This window comes from Paenarthrobacter sp. NPDC092416, from assembly GCF_044755025.1.
Lineage (GTDB): Bacteria > Actinomycetota > Actinomycetes > Actinomycetales > Micrococcaceae > Arthrobacter.
The window spans coordinates 125,692-142,351 of the sequence record NZ_JBIVQG010000007.1; the positions used below are offsets into that span (position 1 = coordinate 125,692).

At 62.0% G+C, this 16,660-nt stretch carries 14 protein-coding genes; 11 read left to right on the forward strand and 3 right to left on the reverse strand.

The genetic code is table 11. The features are described from left to right. The first annotated feature begins 19 nt into the window (after nucleotides 1-19). From pdxT to ACIQC5_RS14605, 9 genes are all read left to right on the forward strand, one after another. Nucleotides 20-721, forward strand: a complete 702-nt coding sequence (gene pdxT / locus ACIQC5_RS14565; protein WP_400283533.1) for a pyridoxal 5'-phosphate synthase glutaminase subunit PdxT — start codon at nucleotides 20-22, stop codon at nucleotides 719-721. Between the two features lie 3 nt (nucleotides 722-724). Beyond that, on the forward strand, nucleotides 725-1,480 hold the full coding sequence (locus ACIQC5_RS14570; RefSeq protein ID WP_400283535.1) for a YebC/PmpR family DNA-binding transcriptional regulator: 756 nt from the start codon (nucleotides 725-727) through the stop codon (nucleotides 1,478-1,480). A 34-nt stretch (nucleotides 1,481-1,514) separates the two neighbouring features. After that, a complete protein-coding gene (gene ruvC / locus ACIQC5_RS14575; RefSeq protein ID WP_400283538.1) occupies nucleotides 1,515-2,093 on the forward strand; it encodes a crossover junction endodeoxyribonuclease RuvC in 579 nt (192 codons plus the stop codon). Between the two features lie 103 nt (nucleotides 2,094-2,196). Continuing rightward, nucleotides 2,197-2,841, forward strand: a complete 645-nt coding sequence (ruvA, locus tag ACIQC5_RS14580) for a Holliday junction branch migration protein RuvA (protein ID WP_400283541.1) — start codon at nucleotides 2,197-2,199, stop codon at nucleotides 2,839-2,841. After that, nucleotides 2,834-3,910 carry a Holliday junction branch migration DNA helicase RuvB gene (gene ruvB / locus ACIQC5_RS14585; protein WP_400283544.1) on the forward strand — a complete coding sequence of 359 codons (1,077 nt, stop codon included), beginning with the start codon at nucleotides 2,834-2,836 and terminating at the stop codon, nucleotides 3,908-3,910. Before ruvA ends, ruvB begins: the two co-directional genes overlap by 8 nt. A gap of 188 nt (nucleotides 3,911-4,098) precedes the next feature. Further along, a complete protein-coding gene (gene yajC / locus ACIQC5_RS14590) occupies nucleotides 4,099-4,482 on the forward strand; it encodes a preprotein translocase subunit YajC (RefSeq protein WP_400283547.1) in 384 nt (127 codons plus the stop codon). Nucleotides 4,483-4,594: 112 nt separating this feature from the next. Next, nucleotides 4,595-6,346 (forward strand): protein translocase subunit SecD, encoded by a 1,752-nt coding sequence (gene secD / locus ACIQC5_RS14595; RefSeq protein ID WP_400283549.1) that lies wholly within the window; start codon nucleotides 4,595-4,597, stop codon nucleotides 6,344-6,346. Further along, on the forward strand, nucleotides 6,346-7,335 hold the full coding sequence (gene secF, locus ACIQC5_RS14600; protein ID WP_400283552.1) for a protein translocase subunit SecF: 990 nt from the start codon (nucleotides 6,346-6,348) through the stop codon (nucleotides 7,333-7,335). The genes secD and secF overlap by 1 nt, the downstream gene beginning before the upstream one ends. 162 nt (nucleotides 7,336-7,497) lie before the next feature. Continuing rightward, complete coding sequence (locus ACIQC5_RS14605) at nucleotides 7,498-9,891, forward strand: RelA/SpoT family protein (protein WP_400283888.1); 2,394 nt, start codon at nucleotides 7,498-7,500, stop codon at nucleotides 9,889-9,891. A 5-nt stretch (nucleotides 9,892-9,896) separates the two neighbouring features. Here the strand turns inward: ACIQC5_RS14605 and ACIQC5_RS14610 are convergent, their stop codons facing one another. The 3 genes from ACIQC5_RS14610 to ACIQC5_RS14620 form a co-directional block, all read right to left on the reverse strand. Next, nucleotides 9,897-10,508, reverse strand: coding sequence for a hypothetical protein (locus ACIQC5_RS14610; RefSeq protein WP_400283555.1), 612 nt, complete (start codon nucleotides 10,506-10,508; stop codon nucleotides 9,897-9,899). 108 nt (nucleotides 10,509-10,616) lie between these two features. Continuing rightward, complete coding sequence (locus tag ACIQC5_RS14615; RefSeq protein WP_400283558.1) at nucleotides 10,617-12,257, reverse strand: DUF349 domain-containing protein; 1,641 nt, start codon at nucleotides 12,255-12,257, stop codon at nucleotides 10,617-10,619. Between the two features lie 66 nt (nucleotides 12,258-12,323). Then, nucleotides 12,324-13,118: a peptidylprolyl isomerase gene (locus ACIQC5_RS14620; RefSeq protein ID WP_400283560.1), complete on the reverse strand. Its 795-nt coding sequence runs from the start codon at nucleotides 13,116-13,118 to the stop codon at nucleotides 12,324-12,326. Nucleotides 13,119-13,325: 207 nt separating this feature from the next. Here ACIQC5_RS14620 and hisS point away from each other — a divergent pair, with 207 nt between their 5' ends. Continuing rightward, nucleotides 13,326-14,675: a histidine--tRNA ligase gene (gene hisS, locus ACIQC5_RS14625; RefSeq protein WP_400283562.1), complete on the forward strand. Its 1,350-nt coding sequence runs from the start codon at nucleotides 13,326-13,328 to the stop codon at nucleotides 14,673-14,675. A gap of 96 nt (nucleotides 14,676-14,771) precedes the next feature. After that, entirely contained in the window at nucleotides 14,772-16,565 is a 1,794-nt protein-coding gene (aspS, locus tag ACIQC5_RS14630; protein WP_400283565.1) for an aspartate--tRNA ligase, read from the forward strand. Nucleotides 16,566-16,660: the final 95 nt, after the last annotated feature.

The following is a 16,660-nucleotide window of genomic DNA, read 5'->3' on the forward strand; positions in this document are numbered from 1 at the left end:
GGGCCACTATGATGGTCGAATGACCAACCCCCTTTCCGACGCTTCATCGCGCGTGGGTTCAGGACTCCGGATCGGCGTACTGGCTCTCCAAGGCGACTTCCGCGAGCACCTTCGTGCTGTGGAGGCAGCCGGCGCCACGGGTGTAGGTATCCGTCGTCCAGCAGAGCTGGACGACGTCGATGGCCTCATCATCCCCGGCGGCGAATCCACCACCATTGACAAGCTGGCCAGGATCTTTGAGCTGACGGACCCGCTGCGCAAACGGATCGCTGACGGGCTCCCCGTGTATGGATCATGTGCCGGCATGATCCTCCTCGCTGATGAAATCGCTGATCCCTCCACGGACCTCGACGGAAATCCCCAGCAAACTTTTGGCGGGCTCGACATCACCGTCAGGCGCAACGCTTTTGGCCGCCAGCGCGAATCCTTCGAAACGGACCTTGATTTCAAGGGACTCGAGTTCAGCGCCGGGGAGTCAGGCGTGGATCCGGTCCACGCCGTCTTCATTCGTGGTCCATGGGTGGAGCGGGTTGGTCCCGGCGTTGAAGTACTGGCACAGGTAGACCCTGACCATGCCAGCCACACGGCCACTTTGCACGGGTTGGCTAGAATTGTTGCAGTGCGTTCCGGCCACCTGCTGGCCACCTCCTTCCATCCGGAAGTGACGGGCGAGAAGCGCGTGCATGAACTCTTTATTCGAATGATCAGAGGAGAAGCGTAAAGCATGTCAGGCCACTCCAAATGGGCGACCACCAAGCACAAGAAAGCCGTCATTGACGCCAGGCGTGCAAAGTCGTTCGCAAAGCTGATCAAGAACATCGAAGTCGCTGCCCGCATGGGTGGCCCGGACCTCGCAGGCAACCCCGGCCTGGAACTCGCCGTCACCAAGGCCAAGAAGACTTCGGTGCCCAACGACAACATCGACCGCGCCATCAAGCGTGGGGCTGGCCTCACCGGTGAAGTGGTCGACTACACCGAGATCATGTATGAAGCCCGGGGTCCCCAGGGCTCGGCCCTGCTGATCGAATGTCTGACCGACAACAAGAACCGTGCGGCATCCGAGGTTCGCCTCGCAATCTCCCGCAACGGCGGCACCATCGCCGATCCGGGCTCGGTCAGCTACCTCTTTACGCGCAAGGGCGTCGTGGTGCTTCCGAAGAATGGCCTCAGCGAGGACGACATCCTGATGGCAGTTCTTGAAGCCGGAGCCGAAGAAGTCAAGGACAGCGGCGAGAACTGGGAAATCCACTCCGAGCCCACCGACCTTCAGGCCATCCGCGACGCTTTGAAGGAAGCGGGCATCGAATACGAAACGGATGAAGCCGAATTCGTTCCGTCCATGCAGGTTGACCTGGATGTGGACGGCGCCAAGAAGTTCATGAAGCTGGTGGACGCTTTGGAAGATCTGGACGATGTCCAGAACGTCTACAGCAACGCGGACCTCAGCGACGAAGTGCAGGCGGCGCTCGAAGCCGAGTAGTACCTCGATTGACGACCAACAGGGAGGCCCGGACTTGACTCTTCGCGTACTAGGAGTCGACCCGGGCCTCACCCGTTGCGGCATCGGCGTGGTTGACATTGAGCGTAACCGTCGCGCCACCATGGTGGCCGTCGGCGTGGTGGGAACCTCTGCAGAGTTGACCTTGGATAAGCGCCTGCTGGTCATTGCAGAGGCCATTGACGAGTGGCTCGATCGGCACAAGCCGGACGTCGTGGCAGTCGAGCGGGTTTTCTCCCAGATGAACGTGAGCACGGTGATGGGTGTCGCCCAGGCCTCCGGCGTGGTCATCGCCGCTGCGGCGCGGCGTGGAATTCCCGTCGCGTTGCACACCCCATCCGAAGTCAAAGCCGCAGTGACCGGCAGTGGATCCGCCAACAAAGACGCAGTTACCAAGCTTGTCACCAAGATTCTGCGCCTGGATGCGCCGCCCAAACCGGCGGACGCGGCGGATGCACTGGCACTGGCGCTGACGCATGCGTGGCGGGCGGGCAGCGGCATGGGTGCAGCGGCGGGCTCTTCAGGCAAGGATTCGCTGACGCCGGCGCAACGGGCGTGGGCCGAAGCCGAAGCAAAAGCGCGCCGCGCACGCTGAATGTCCGAAGCCCTTGCTAGGGTATTCGTAGATATGTTCGGATAGTCCCGTTTGGTCGCCGGTTTCATCGGCATCCAGCGGACAGTAATTCAGGAGCCGGGTCTTGATCAGTTTTCTCCGCGGAACCGTAGCCCATGTTGGCCTGTCGACGGCCGTCATTGACCTCAACGGTGCGGGAATGAGCGTCTACGCCACCCCGCAGACCTTGAGCCACCTCAAAATCGGAACTGAAGCCAAGCTCTTCACCTCCATGATCGTCCGCGAGGATTCCCTGACGCTGTTCGGTTTCGCCGACGCCGACGAACGCGAGGTCTTCGATGTTCTGCTGAGCGTCAGCGGGGTAGGGCCCCGCTTGGCGTTGGCAGTTCTCGCTGTTCACGAGCCCGAAGCGATCCGCGTCGCCGCACACACTGGCGATGGCAAGGCGTTCACAAAGGTACCTGGTATTGGCCCCAAAGTGGCCGGACGCATCGTTCTGGAACTGGCTGGCAAGCTCGTGCCGCACGGCACCGGGACGGGCACGGCACCCGTCGCCGCCGCGAACACCGAATGGAAGCCCCAAGTGGTGGCCGCCATGACCAGCCTTGGTTGGTCGGAGAAAGATGCAGCCGGCAGCATCGACAAAGCCATGGCCGATTCCCCTGAACTCGTGGACGCCGGAAACGTCGCCCAGATTCTCCGGGCAACGCTGCGCTGGCTCGGCCAGGATGGCGCACGAGCCGGAAACCGCGTAGGCAGCCGTGGCTGAGCAATCCCTGGTTGCCGGGGGAGAAGAACCGGAAGAGCGGGTCATTGAAGCCGCCCTCCGGCCAAAGAATCTGCACGATTTTGTGGGTCAGCACCGGGTGCGCAAGCAACTCGCCCTGGTTCTTGAAGCGTCCCGTATGCGTGGTCGCAGCGCGGACCACGTGCTCATGTCCGGTCCGCCAGGTCTCGGCAAAACCACCCTGGCCATGATCATCGCGGCAGAGATGAACGCTCCGCTGCGCATCAGTAGCGGTCCGGCCATCCAGCATGCCGGTGATCTTGCGGCGATCCTTTCCTCCCTCTCTGAAGGGGAAGTGCTCTTCCTCGACGAAATCCACCGCATGTCCCGGCCTGCTGAGGAAATGCTCTACATGGCCATGGAAGACTTTCGCGTCGACATCGTGGTGGGGAAAGGCGCCGGAGCTACCGCTATTCCCTTGGAGCTTCCGCCATTCACGTTGGTTGGCGCCACCACCAGGGCGGGGCTGCTGCCGGGACCGTTGCGCGACCGCTTTGGCTTCACCGGACACCTTGAGTTTTACTCCGTTGCCGAGCTGGAGCTCGTCCTGAGGCGCTCGGCAGGATTGCTGGACCTCAAGGTCAATTCGGCTGGTTTCACCGAGATCGCAGGACGGTCCCGTGGTACGCCCCGTATCGCCAACCGCCTGCTTCGCCGTGTCCGCGACTGGGCCCTCGTGCATGGAATCGACCAGATCGATGCGCGTTCGGCGTCGGCAGCCCTTGATATGTATGAAGTGGACCAGCGTGGATTGGACCGCCTCGACCGTTCAGTCCTGGAAGCCCTGATTACCAAGTTCAATGGCGGGCCTGTGGGCCTTTCCACCCTGGCGATCGCCGTCGGTGAAGAGCCCGAGACCGTAGAGACCGTCGCCGAGCCGTTCTTGGTCCGTGAAGGCCTGCTTGGGCGTACACCCCGCGGCCGGATTGCCATGGCCTCCGCATGGACCCACTTGGGCTACGCAGTCCCCGCCAGCGCATTTGGCCAGGAAACGCTGGCCCTCTTTGACGAGGATGAAAACCACGCCGAAAGCGTAGATACCATCGGTTAACACCCCGTGTTCAGCTTTTCCCACTAGACTGGTATGACGCTCGGCACGTTCGAGTCCTTGATCCATGCGCCCGCTTAGCGGTGACGTGCATTTGCTGTGTGGGGTTTACTTCCGCGGCTGCAGGATCTCCGGGGGACGTTGCCGTGAACCAAAACGTAAGTACAGAACGGAACTTCCCTGTGGATCCAATGACCATATTGCTGTTCGTCATGCTTGGACTCTTTGTCTTCATGATGTTCCGCCGCAACAAGAAGACCCAGCAGCAACAGGCGCAGATGCAGTCCAAGTTTGCCCCGGGCGTCGACGTCATGACCAGCTTTGGTCTCTTCGGACGTATCGTGTCCATCGACGAAGCTGAGAACAAGGTTGTTATTGAGCTGTCCCCAGGCAACCAGGCAACGGTTCACCGCCAGGCGGTCACGAAGGTCATTGAGCCGGCCGAAGAGGAAGCCCCGGTTGTCCCGGACGACGCTTCTTCCCTGACGCCTGCTGAAGCTGAAACGCCCGGTGCGGCTGAGACGCCGGAAGAAACCATCGCGCGCCTCAACAAAGAGGACAAGAAGGACAACTAGCATCGTCAGTCGCGGCAACACCGCGCATTAACTTCTACGGCAGCGGAGAGCCGCCGGCAATCGCTTACCTGCGACGGCCGGCGGCTGTCCGGCGATAACAGGAAGATTGAAAATGGCACGGACCGGCCCCAAAAACTCAGCCCGCAGGGTGCTGACTTGGCTTGGAGCAATATTCGTTGTACTGACAGCAGTCCTGGGTGGCGGAGTGATCTCCGGACATGCCAGCTGGGCCCCCAAGCTCGCCTTGGACCTCGAAGGCGGTACCCAGATGATCCTGGCGCCCAAGGTAGAGGGCGCCTCGGACATCAATGAGGAACAGCTGAACCAGGCAGTGGCAATCATCCGCCAGCGCGTGGATGGTTCGGGCGTGGCCGAAGCAGAAATCAGCACGCAGTCCGGCCGCAACGTCGTGGTGAGCCTGCCGGGTACTCCCTCCAAGGAAACCCGCGCGCTGATCCAGGCATCGGCAGACATGAACTTCCGCCCTGTCATCGCCGCAGGAGACCCCGCTGCCGTGCCGGAAGAGTCCCGAACTCCGGAAGATCAGTTGCCCAAGCCCACGGAGGCTCCGGCCAACGCGAGCGACGACAACTGGGTGACTGCTGACATCGTCAAGGCATTTGAGGCCCTGGATTGCGTCAACCCTTCCGACGAGAAGCAGGAACGCTCAGATCCCACCAAGCCCTTGGTGACCTGCGAGCCCGCCACTGCCACGACTCCTGCGATCAAGTACATCCTTGGTCCGGTTGAAGTCAAGGGCCAGGACATTAGCTCGTCCACTTTCGAGCAGGTCCAGGGCGCACAGGGTTCGGTCACCAACTCCTGGGGCGTGACCATCACCTTCAACTCCGATGCCACGGCCAAGTTCAAGGAAGTCACGGAGCGGCTGAACCAGTTCTACACAGCTTCGCTGGCCCAGGGCGGCAACGACCCCAAGGCGCAGTTCGCCATTGTCCTTGACGACAAAGTGATTTCCGCACCGCGGTCCCTTGCAGTCATCACCGACGGTAAGCCGCAGATCACAGGAAACTTCACCCAGGCATCGGCGAAGGCTCTTTCCGATCAGTTGCGCTACGGCGCCCTGCCCATCAGCTTCGAGATCCAGTCCCAGGAGCAGATTTCCGCGACCCTCGGTGGCGACCAGCTCCGCCTTGGCCTGTTGGCCGGTGTTATTGGCCTGTTGCTGGTAGTTGTCTATTCACTCTTCCAATACCGTGCACTTGGCCTTGTCACCATTGCGTCCCTTGTGGTGGCCGGCGTCCTGACCTATCTGGCGATTGCCATTCTTGGCTGGACCGAAAACTATCGCCTGTCACTCGCTGGTGTTGCTGGCTTGATCGTTGCCATCGGCCAGACAGCGGACTCGTTCATCGTTTACTTCGAACGTATTCGTGACGAGCTGCGTGAGGGGCGTGGCCTGGTCTCAGCCGTGGAGAACGGCTGGAAGCGCGCCAAGCGTACCGTGTTGGCCTCCAAGGCAGTCAACCTCTTGGCGGCCTTGGTCCTGTACTTCGTGGCTGTTGGTAACGTCCGAGGGTTTGCGTTCACGCTGGGCTTGACGGCCATTGCCGACCTCATTGTGGTGTTCATGTTCACGCACCCCACTTTGCAGGTGCTGGCCCGTACCAAGTTCTTTGGCGAAGGACACCGCTTCTCCGGATTGTCGCCCGACCGCCTCGGCGCCATACCGCTCTATCGCGGCGCCGGCCGCCTCCGGACACCGGACGATAAGCCGGCTACTGTCCGTGCCCGCAACTCGGGTGCTGTGGCCGAGGCAGAACGACGCATGACCATCGCCGAACGGCGCCTCGCCGAGAAGGGCCAGTTGACCGGCACTTCCAACGGCACCAAGGAGGAGAAGTAATGACAACGAGCTTCGCAACCTTCGGCCACGAGCTCTACACGGGCAAGCGTTCGTACAACTTTGTCGGCTCCAAGAAGATCTGGTTCACGATTGCTGCCGTAGCCGTGGCGCTCTCCATCTTGATCCCCGTCTTCAAGGGTGGGTTCAACCTTGGCATTGAATTCAGGGGTGGCTCTGAGTTCACTGTTTCCAACGTGGGCAGCACTGAGGCAAGCCTCGGCGAGAAGGCGGTCCACGATGTTGTGCCAGGCGCCATTCCGCGCGTCGCCAACGTCGCAGGCAATACCATGCGGATCCAGACCGACCAATTGACGGACGACGAGACGAACCGCATCAAGGACGGCCTCACCAGCGCTTATGGCGTTACCGAGAACGAAGTCACGTCAAACTTCGTTGGTCCCACCTGGGGTCAGGACGTCACACGTCAGGCCCTCATCGGCCTTGCGGTGTTCGTTGGCCTCGCAGCTGTCCTGATGGCTTTGTACTTCAGGACGTGGAAGATGTCCTTGTCCGCCCTGGTGGGCATGGCCGTCACGATGTTTACCACGGCGGGTGTCTACGCCCTCAGCGACTTCGAAGTCACGCCGTCGGCAATCATCGGCTTCCTCACCGTCCTCAGCTATTCGCTGTACGACACAGTGGTGGTGTTCGACAAGATCCGTGAGAACACTGCAGACATTTCGACGTCCAGTCGCCGCACCTTCGCAGAGGAGGTCAACCTGGCCGTCAACCAAACCCTGGTCCGTTCCATCAACACCATGATGGTGGCTGTCCTTCCGGTTGCGGCCATCCTCTTCATCGGAGCAGGGTTGCTTGGAGCAGGTACGCTACGCGACCTCTCGCTGGCTCTTTTTGTCGGCATCCTGATTGGTACGGCGGCCACGATCTTCATCGCCGCCCCGCTCTACGCCTGGCTCCGCCAAAGCGAGCCGGAGCTTGTTAAGCAGGCGAAGAAGGTGGCACACCGGCGCGCAGAGGCCACCGTTTAGGCGGTTTCCGCACACAGTATTTGCCCGAGAGCCGGTCCCCGCACTACAGCGGGGGCCGGCTCTTTGACTTGCTCGCAGCGCCGTCATGTGCAGCCCGGTTGCAGAAGCATTCGCTTGCGGGAATAGACTGGGAGAATTAAATCGGTCGTGAGGGGTACTTCTGTGGAAGAACGTGCGACGTCGGCACCACCGACGGGCGGGGAGGACGGTCACAACGGTGTGACGGTTCCGGCATCAAGCGTGGCTGGGCGTACTGTTGGCGGCGTTCCCGTCGACACTCCTGGCGTGCGTCCGACGTTCCCCGGACGACGAGAACGTACGCGTTCGCGCCTTGCACGCCTGACCGGGCGCGGGATTGCTCCGTACTCGCCGATCCTTGAACCTCTGTTGCGTACTGTTCGTGCGAACAACCCCAAGGAAGACTTCGACCTGATCCAGCGGGCTTTCGCCGTTGCGGAACGAAGCCACCAAGGACAGAAGCGCAAGAGTGGTGATCCGTACATCACCCACCCAGTGGCGGTGGCGACGATCCTTGCCGAGCTCGGCCTGACCGGTACTACGTTGGCGGCGGCGCTTCTGCACGACACCGTGGAAGATACTCCGTACACCTTGGCAGATCTGACCCGTGACTTCGGCCCCGAAGTAGCCATGCTCGTGGACGGCGTGACCAAGCTCGACAAAGTCAGCTTCGGTGAAGCAGCCCAATCGGAAACCGTCCGCAAGATGGTCGTGGCCATGGCCAAGGACATCCGGGTCCTCATGATCAAGTTGGCGGACCGCCTCCACAATGCCCGCACATGGCGATTCGTCTCGGCGGAATCGTCCTCGCGCAAGGCCCGGGAAACCCTGGAGATCTTCGCCCCGCTTGCGCACCGCCTTGGGATGAACACCATCAAGTGGGAGCTTGAGGACCTTTCCTTTGCGGCCCTGTATCCCAAGGTCTATGAGGAAATCGTCCGCATGGTGGGCGACCGCACGCCCGAGCGCGAGAAGAGCCTCAGTGTGATCCGCAACCAGATAGCGGACGATCTTCGAACAGCCCGGATCAAGGCCACCATTACGGGGCGGCCCAAGCATTACTACTCGATCTACCAAAAAATGATCGTCCGCGATAAGGACTTTGACGACATCAACGACCTCATGGGCGTCCGCGTCCTGGTTGATTCCGTGCGCGACTGTTACGCGGCGCTCGGTACCCTGCATTCGCGCTGGAACCCCTTGCCCGGGCGGTTCAAGGACTACATCGCGATGCCGAAGTTCAACATGTACCAGTCCCTGCACACCACGGTGATCGGTCCGGGCGGAAAGCCCGTGGAAATCCAGATCCGCACGCATGAGATGCACCGCCGGGCCGAATACGGCGTGGCCGCCCACTGGAAGTACAAGGACCAGCCCAACCGCACTGCGGTGGGTCCTGGCAGCCCGCGCGACGGCGACATGGGCTGGTTGAGGTCTCTGGTCGACTGGCAGCAGGAAACCTCGGATCCTGGCGAGTTCCTTGATTCGCTGCGCTACGAGATCAACGCCCGGGAAGTGTTCGTCTTCACTCCCAAGGGCGAGGTCATGGCCTTGCCGGCCGGCTCCACGCCGGTGGACTTTGCCTATGCTGTTCACACCGAAGTGGGCCACCGGACCATCGGTGCACGGGTCAATGGCAAGCTGGTTCCGCTCAACAGCGAGTTGAACCACGGCGATTGGGTGGAGATCTTCACCTCCAAGGCCGAGGGCGCAGGTCCCAGCCAGGACTGGCAGCACTTCGTCAAATCCGCCCGGGCGCGCAACAAGATCCGTCAGTGGTTCACGAAGGAACGTCGCGAAGAAGCCATTGACCGCGGCAAGGACATGCTGACGCGGGCCATGCGAAAGCAGAACCTGCCGCTGCAGCGCTTGATGACCCATGACGCTTTGTCCACGGTGGCGGAGGACTTCCACTACGTTGACATTTCGGGTCTCTACGCCGGAGTCGGCGACGGACACACGTCTGCCCAGTCGGTGATGGAGAAGCTCGTTGAGCACCTCGGTGGCCAGGAAACGCCCGATGAGGACCTCGACGAAGTCAGCATTCCCACGCAGGTGGCCAAGTCCAAGTTCTCCGACTCCGGCGTCATTGTGCGCGGCGTGGGGGATGTCTGGGTCAAGCTGGCCCGGTGTTGCACTCCCGTGCCCCCTGACCCGATCCTGGGGTTCGTCACGCGAGGTTCAGGAGTTTCCGTACACCGGACTGATTGCACCAACGTGTCTGGTTTGCGGGATCAGCCAGACAGGATAGTTGAAGTCGAGTGGGCTCCCACGCAGTCCAGTGTCTTCCTTGTGGAGATCCAGGTTGAGGCCCTGGACCGGAAATCCCTGCTGTCCGACGTCACGCGTGTCCTGTCTGAAAACCACGTGAACATTCTCGCTGCCTCCGTCCACACGTCCAGCGACCGGGTTGCGATTTCAAAGTTCGCTTTCGAGATGGGCGATCCAAAGTACCTGCACCACGTTCTCAGTGCCGTTCGTCGCATTGATGGGGTCTTTGACGTCTACCGCACCACGGGTAACCGGCGCCGCAGCTAGCCTGCTCAAGGGTTGGCCGGCCAAGGGGAGAGCTGGGCAAGTGTGGCCAAGGCTCTTCTCTTGTGGGGCACCCGCGGCGTGGCCTCTACGGCCAGTGTCAGCAGACGGAGTCGAACGCCGAGCTCTTCATCGTCCAGCAGTTGCCTCAGGGCCGGGAGCGCTTGCTCGGATTCGATATGAAGGGCGATATCAGCGGCTGTTCGCAGGGGGCTGCTGACGAGCATGCCACCCAGGCTCACTACATCCAGCTGGCCGAGGCTGACTTCGTGCAGGCTGCACCCTCTCGCCGGGCGCAGGCTGGAGATGCGGTGCTTGGCGTCCACCAGAAGTGACAATCGCTCCGGGGGTTGGGCGCAACCATAGATCCAGGCGGCAGTGAGGCGTCCTGCGACCACCTTGGTGCGGACTCTCGCGGGAATCGTGAGAGCTGCTGCCCGAGCACGCAACCGGGGTGTGACGGCCACGCCTGGTGCTGCGAAGCTCCTTCCATAAATGGGTAGCAGGATGCCATCGACAGCCATGCCTTGCAATTCCACCCACGTGAAAAGATGGCTGGGTGCGTAAAGCTCGGAGAGAACGGGCTCGAGCAATTGTGGAGACTTTGGAGCAGGGACCATTCACTGATCATTCCTTGCCGCGACGGAAACAGTACAGGCTCCGTCCCGGTTATGTGGATAACCGGGACGGAGCCTGTAAGAGTTCAGTCAATCGTGGACTGAAACAGCCTAGGCGAGGTCGCTCGCCGAGCGCTGGATCTGATCAAGCCACGCCTGGCGGGCTTCGAGGGCCTCACGGGCTACCTTGATGCGGCGCTGGTCACCGGCCTTCTCTGCCTTCGCCAAGTCGTCCTTCAGTCCCGCTATGGCAGCCTCAAGCTGCGACAATGCACTGTTGGTACGCGCCTTGGTCTCCGGGTTGCTCCGACGCCACTTTTCTTCTTCGGCGTCGCGGACCGCATCTTCGACCTTGCGAAGACCGGCTTCGATGCGCCCCATATCGGCGCGGGGAACCTTGCCGGCATCTTCCCAACGATCGCGGATGGACTGCAGGGCCTTCTTGGCAGCGTTAAGGTCGTTGATCGGCAGCAGGGCCTGGGCCTCAGCCACGAGCTGTTCCTTCACGGCAAGGTTTGCCGTGTACTCCTGGTCGATCTGGTCGTTGGCGGCCTGACGGTTGCTGAAGAAGACGTCCTGTGCTGCTCGGAAACGACCCCACAGGGCGTCGTCGTCCTTGCGGCTGGCACGCGGGGTCGCTTTCCACTGGTCCATGAGACGCCGGTATTCGCCCGCTGCATATCCCCAGTCAGTGGAGGCCGAGAGCGCCTCGGCCTCGGCGATCAGAGCCTCCTTGGCAGTCTTGGCGGCGGAGTTGTTGCTGTCCAGCTGTGAGAAGTAGGCGCGGCGGTGACGATCGAAGACAGTCCGAGCCGAGCGGAATCGCTTCCACAGTGCATCCTCGTTGCTGCGGCCAAGGCGAACACCGCTCTTCTGCGCGGCCTTCCACGTTTCGAACAGTTCGTTCATGCGGGCGCTGGAGGTCTTCCACTGAATCTGCGCAGGATCCTGTCCGGCGATGGTTTCAGCTTCAGCCACGATCGCTTCCCGGGCGGCGAGTTCACTGGCCCGAACGGCGTCGTGCGCTGCCTTCTCTGTCTTCTCCAACTCCACAATCTGGGTGGAGAGGGCATCCAAGCGGGCTTCGGCGGAGCGGATATCGCCCACCATGTTGCGCTCAGCAAGCTGTTCGCGCAGGTGGGTGACGGTTTTCTGCATGTCCGTGGCGGGAGCCTTGGACTCGACCCGGTGCTCGAGGAGCACAACCTGCGCAATGATGTCGTCGAACTTCCGCGCAAAGTAGCCCAGTGCTTCGTCAGGGCTGACGCCCGGGTACTGGCCAACCGGGATCTCTTCGCCGTCCAAGGTGAGGAAGACGTGTCCGTCACCTTCAGCCCGACCCCATTTGGCTGCTTCCGCGAGTGATGCGGCGGACACTGCCGGGGCAGCAGGAACCACGCTGGCGGGAGCCTTCGGACGGGCCGCAAAGGCCGCGGGGGAGGGCGCCGGAGACGGTGCTGGGCGAGGTGCGGCAGCATCGGCGTCGGGGGATGCCTCGACGGCGGCCGCAGGCTCAACTGCTTCGGCTGGAACCTCTGTGGGTTCCGCCTCTGCGGCTGGAACCTCAACTGCGGGCTCTGCCTCTGCGGCTTGTTCGGCCTGTGCTGCAGGGACCGTGTCCACGGAAACTGCGCCCTCAACCGCTTCGACCTCAACCGCAGGCTGTTCCGCCGCGTTCTCGGACTCGGCTGCCTCGACCGTTTCTTCGTTGGCCACTACTGCTGTTTCGTCGGATTTCTGACTGTCTGTCACCGCTAAAAGTCTTTCGCTTGGAGGGACTACTCAGGTAATGCACCCCGGGCCGGGGCCTGGGGCTGGTTACTTCAGAGAAAACGAGTCTATCGTGACAGGTGCCACAGGGGCGCCGTCAGTGGTGCTTTCGCCTGCCTTAAGGCCCGCGGCGGCGATCTTCGTGACTACATCCAAGCCACTGGTCACCTTGCCGACCACTGTGTAGCCGCCGGCACTGTCGGCGGGAATCGTGGTGTCCTTGTACACGATGAAGAACTGGCGACCATTCCCGTACGCGTCGTTTCCGGTGCGCGCCACAGCAATGGTTCCCGCGGGATAGACGTTGTCCGCGGGAGTGTTCTCCAGGGGACCCCAGCGGTAACTGGCGTCGTCAGCGCCGTCTTCCGACGTGGCTCCGCATTGCAGCAGGCCAAATGTCTCCGACGTTGTCAGGCGGTGGCAGAACGCGCCGTTGTAATAGCCGGCGTCGGTCAGTGACTTGTAGACGGCCGCGGCCTGCGGGGCTGCGGTGCCGTTGAGTTCAACACCGATCGCTCCGCTGTTGAGCTTCAGTTCGCCCGTGAACGTCTTTCCGGCTGCCGTTTCCGGTTTGGGAATATCGGCACTGTTGGATGCTGCAGGGGAAGCGGAGGGGGAACTGAGCCCAGCTTGGGCAGCGGCGAACTCCGCTTCGGTGGGGTTGGAACTGAAGACGGTCAATTGCAACACCACGGCGAGCACCAGCGTTCCAGCGGCGGCACTGACAGCTATGACGTTGTCGCGCTTGCGCCGTTTACCCTGAACCTGCCGCAGTGCACGCTTGGCTTCCATCTGCCGGATGCGGCGTCTTGCTTCGCGGTCATCCCGCGACCTTGTTGCCAAGAGTCCTCCTGATTGTGTCCACGTTCCATGACTGCCTGAAGGATCCGGGCACGGCGCATTAGATGTGCACGCTCGGAAAGCATAAACTGGCTGCCGCACATAGTTTATGCATGACCGGCTGGACGCCCGCCCCACAAACGCCGAAGACGCGTTTAAAGCTGCGGAGCTCATTCCGGCGACTGCTTTCTTCAAGGAGACATTTCCACCATGGCACGTACCGCCTCCCTGTCCGGATTCCCCGAGTGGCTTCCCCAGGAGCGGTTGGTGGAGTTGCATGTGCTGGACACTCTTCGCAAGACCTTTGAACTGCACGGCTTCTCGTCCATCGAGACCCGCGCCGTGGAGACGGTCGGGCAGTTGTTGCGCAAAGGCGAGATCGACAAAGAGGTCTACGGCCTGAGCAGGCTGCAGGATGACGAAGGCGAGGCCGCCGGTAAGTCCGACAAAGCCGATCCCCACGCTTTGGCGCTTCACTTCGACCTCACAGTGCCCTTTGCACGCTACGTGGTGGAAAACGCCGGCTATCTTGCGTTCCCGTTCCGCCGCTACCAGATCCAGAAAGTCTGGCGCGGGGAGCGTCCGCAGGAAGGCCGCGCCCGCGAGTTTACCCAGGCCGACATCGACGTGGTGGGCGACGGCGAATTGCCGTTCCGCTACGACGTCGAAATTGCCCTGGTTATTGCCGAGGCGCTGAGCGCCCTGCCCATCCCCGACTTCCGCCTCCGCATCAACAACCGCAAACTGGCTGAAGGCTTCTACCGCGGTATTGGCTTGACGGACACCGCCGGCGTTCTGCGCAGCATCGACAAGCTCGAAAAGATTGGCGCCGAAAAGGTTGCGGAACTCTTGAAGAGCGAACTGGGTGCCACTGACGAGCAGGCCGGGCTTGCATTGAAGCTCGCCACCATCCGTACCGAGGACACCTCCTTCGTTGAGCAGGTCCGTGCCCTTGGCGTGACGGGTGAACTCCTGGAGGAAGGCCTGAGCGAGCTGGAGCAGGTCATTGAAGCGGCTGTCCAGCGCGCTCCGGGCAAGGTTATTGCAGACCTCAGCATTGCCCGCGGCCTGGACTACTACACCGGAACAGTGGTCGAAACGGTCCTGGTGGGCCACGAACAGCTCGGTTCGATTTGCTCCGGGGGCCGCTATGACGCCCTGGCCAGCAAGGGCAACCGCAAATTCCCCGGCGTCGGGCTTTCCATTGGCGTGACACGCCTCGTGTCGCGGATCCTCAGCCAGGAGTTCGCCACGGCGTCGCGTTCCGTTCCGACCGCGGTGCTGGTTGCCTTGAACGACGACGCCAGCTGGTCGGCAGCCCAGGACGTCGCAGCCCAGCTGCGTGGCCGCGGGATCGCCACCGAGGTTGCCGCCAAGGCAGAGAAGTTCGGCAAGCAAATCAAGTTTGCGGATCGCCGCGGCATCCCCTTCGTGTGGTTCACCGACGACGACGGCAAGCACCAGGTCAAGGACATCCGTTCGGGCGATCAGGTGGACGCCGATCCGGCGAGCTGGTCGCCGTCGGAAGAAGACCTGCATGTTCGGGTCGTCACCTCCTGATCCACCTCCGTGGCAGGAGCCGCGGCCGGGGCGGGTAAACTCGGACGGGATCGTCTTTGCATTGATCCCTTGAAAATTCATGCTGAAAGGAATGCTGTGCTGCGCACACATGACCTCGGATCACTTCGTTCCGAGCACATTGGACAAACCGTTACCCTGGCCGGCTGGGTAGGCCGCCGCCGCGATCACGGTGGAGTGGCATTCGTTGACCTGCGTGACGCTTCCGGTGTCGCCCAGGTGGTTGTCCGTGAGGAAGAGGTCTTCCATGGCCTGCGGAACGAGTACGTCCTGCAGGTGACGGGTACCGTCAACAAGCGTCCTGAAGGCAACGAGAATCCTGCCCTCGCCACCGGCGAGATCGAGGTCATGGCCGAGAAGGTCGTCATCCTCAACACGTCGGAACCGCTGCCGTTCCAGATCGACGAACACGTCGAGGTCGGTGAGGAAGCCCGCCTCAAGCACCGGTACCTCGACTTGCGCCGCCCCGGCCCGGCCCGCAACCTTCGTTTGCGCTCCGAGGCGAACCGCGTCGCCCGCGAGCTGCTGCACCAGCGTGGTTACGTGGAAATTGAAACTCCGACGCTGACACGTTCGACGCCGGAAGGCGCCCGCGACTTCGTCGTCCCCGCACGCCTGGCGCCCGGTTCGTGGTACGCACTCCCGCAGTCGCCGCAGCTTTTCAAACAGCTGCTGCAGGTTGGTGGCTTCGAGAAGTACTACCAGATTGCACGCTGCTACCGTGACGAGGACTTCCGTGCGGATCGCCAGCCCGAGTTCACGCAGTTGGACATCGAAGCCAGCTTCGTAGACCAGGACGACGTCATTGAGCTCGGCGAGGCAATCGTCAAGGCACTCTGGCAGCTGATCGACGTCGAAATCCCGACGCCGATCCGCCGCATGACGTACCTCGACGCCATGGCCAAGTATGGCTCCGACAAACCGGATCTGCGGTTCGGCCTGGAGCTCACCGAGCTCACCGAGTTCTTCAAGGACACCAACTTCGGCGTCTTCAAGGCTCCCTACGTGGGTGCCGTAGTCATGCCCGGCGGCGCATCGCAGGCACGGCGTGCCTTGGATGCCTGGCAGGAATGGGCCAAGCAGCGCGGTGCGAAGGGCCTGGCCTATGTGCTCTTCAAGGAAGACGGCGAACTCGCCGGCCCTGTTGCCAAGAACCTCACCGACCAAGAGCGGGCAGGCCTTGCCGACGCCGTTGGCGCAAAGCCGGGCGACTGCATCTTCTTCGCTGCAGGTGAGAAGTCCGCGTCGCGTGCCCTCCTCGGCGCTGCACGTGTGGAAATCGGCCACCGCACCGGATTGATCGATCCCACGGACTGGGCTTTCGTCTGGATTGTTGATGCCCCGATGTTCGAACCTGCTGCTGCCGCTGTTGCTTCCGGTGACGTCGCGGTAGGTGGCGGTCAGTGGACTGCCGTGCACCACGCCTTCACCTCGCCCAAGCCGGAGTTCCTTGACACTTTCGATCAGGATCCGGAGTCGGCCTTGTCGTACGCGTACGACATCGTCTGCAACGGCAACGAGATCGGCGGCGGTTCCATCCGTATCCACGAGCGCGAAGTGCAGGAACGCGTCTTCCAACTCATGGGACTGGACAAGGAAGACGCTGAAACCAAGTTCGGATTCCTGCTGGAGGGCTTCAAGTATGGCGCCCCTCCGCATGGCGGCATGGCCCTCGGTTGGGACCGTGTGGTTGCCCTCTTGGCCGGCGTGGATTCCATCCGAGACGTCATCGCCTTCCCGAAGTCAGGCGGCGGATACGATCCCCTGACTGCGGCGCCAGCTCCCATTACGGCGCAGCAACGGAAGGAAGCCGGCGTCGACTTCAAGCCGGAAGCAAAGCCGGCAACCAAGCCGGAGAGCAAGTCCGAGTAACACGCTTTCAGAGGCTCCCCACCACGGTGGGGAGCCTCTGGCGTTCCCTGCCAACAGTCTCACTGCCCCCGTTTACCTCGTCATGAAAGGTGCCA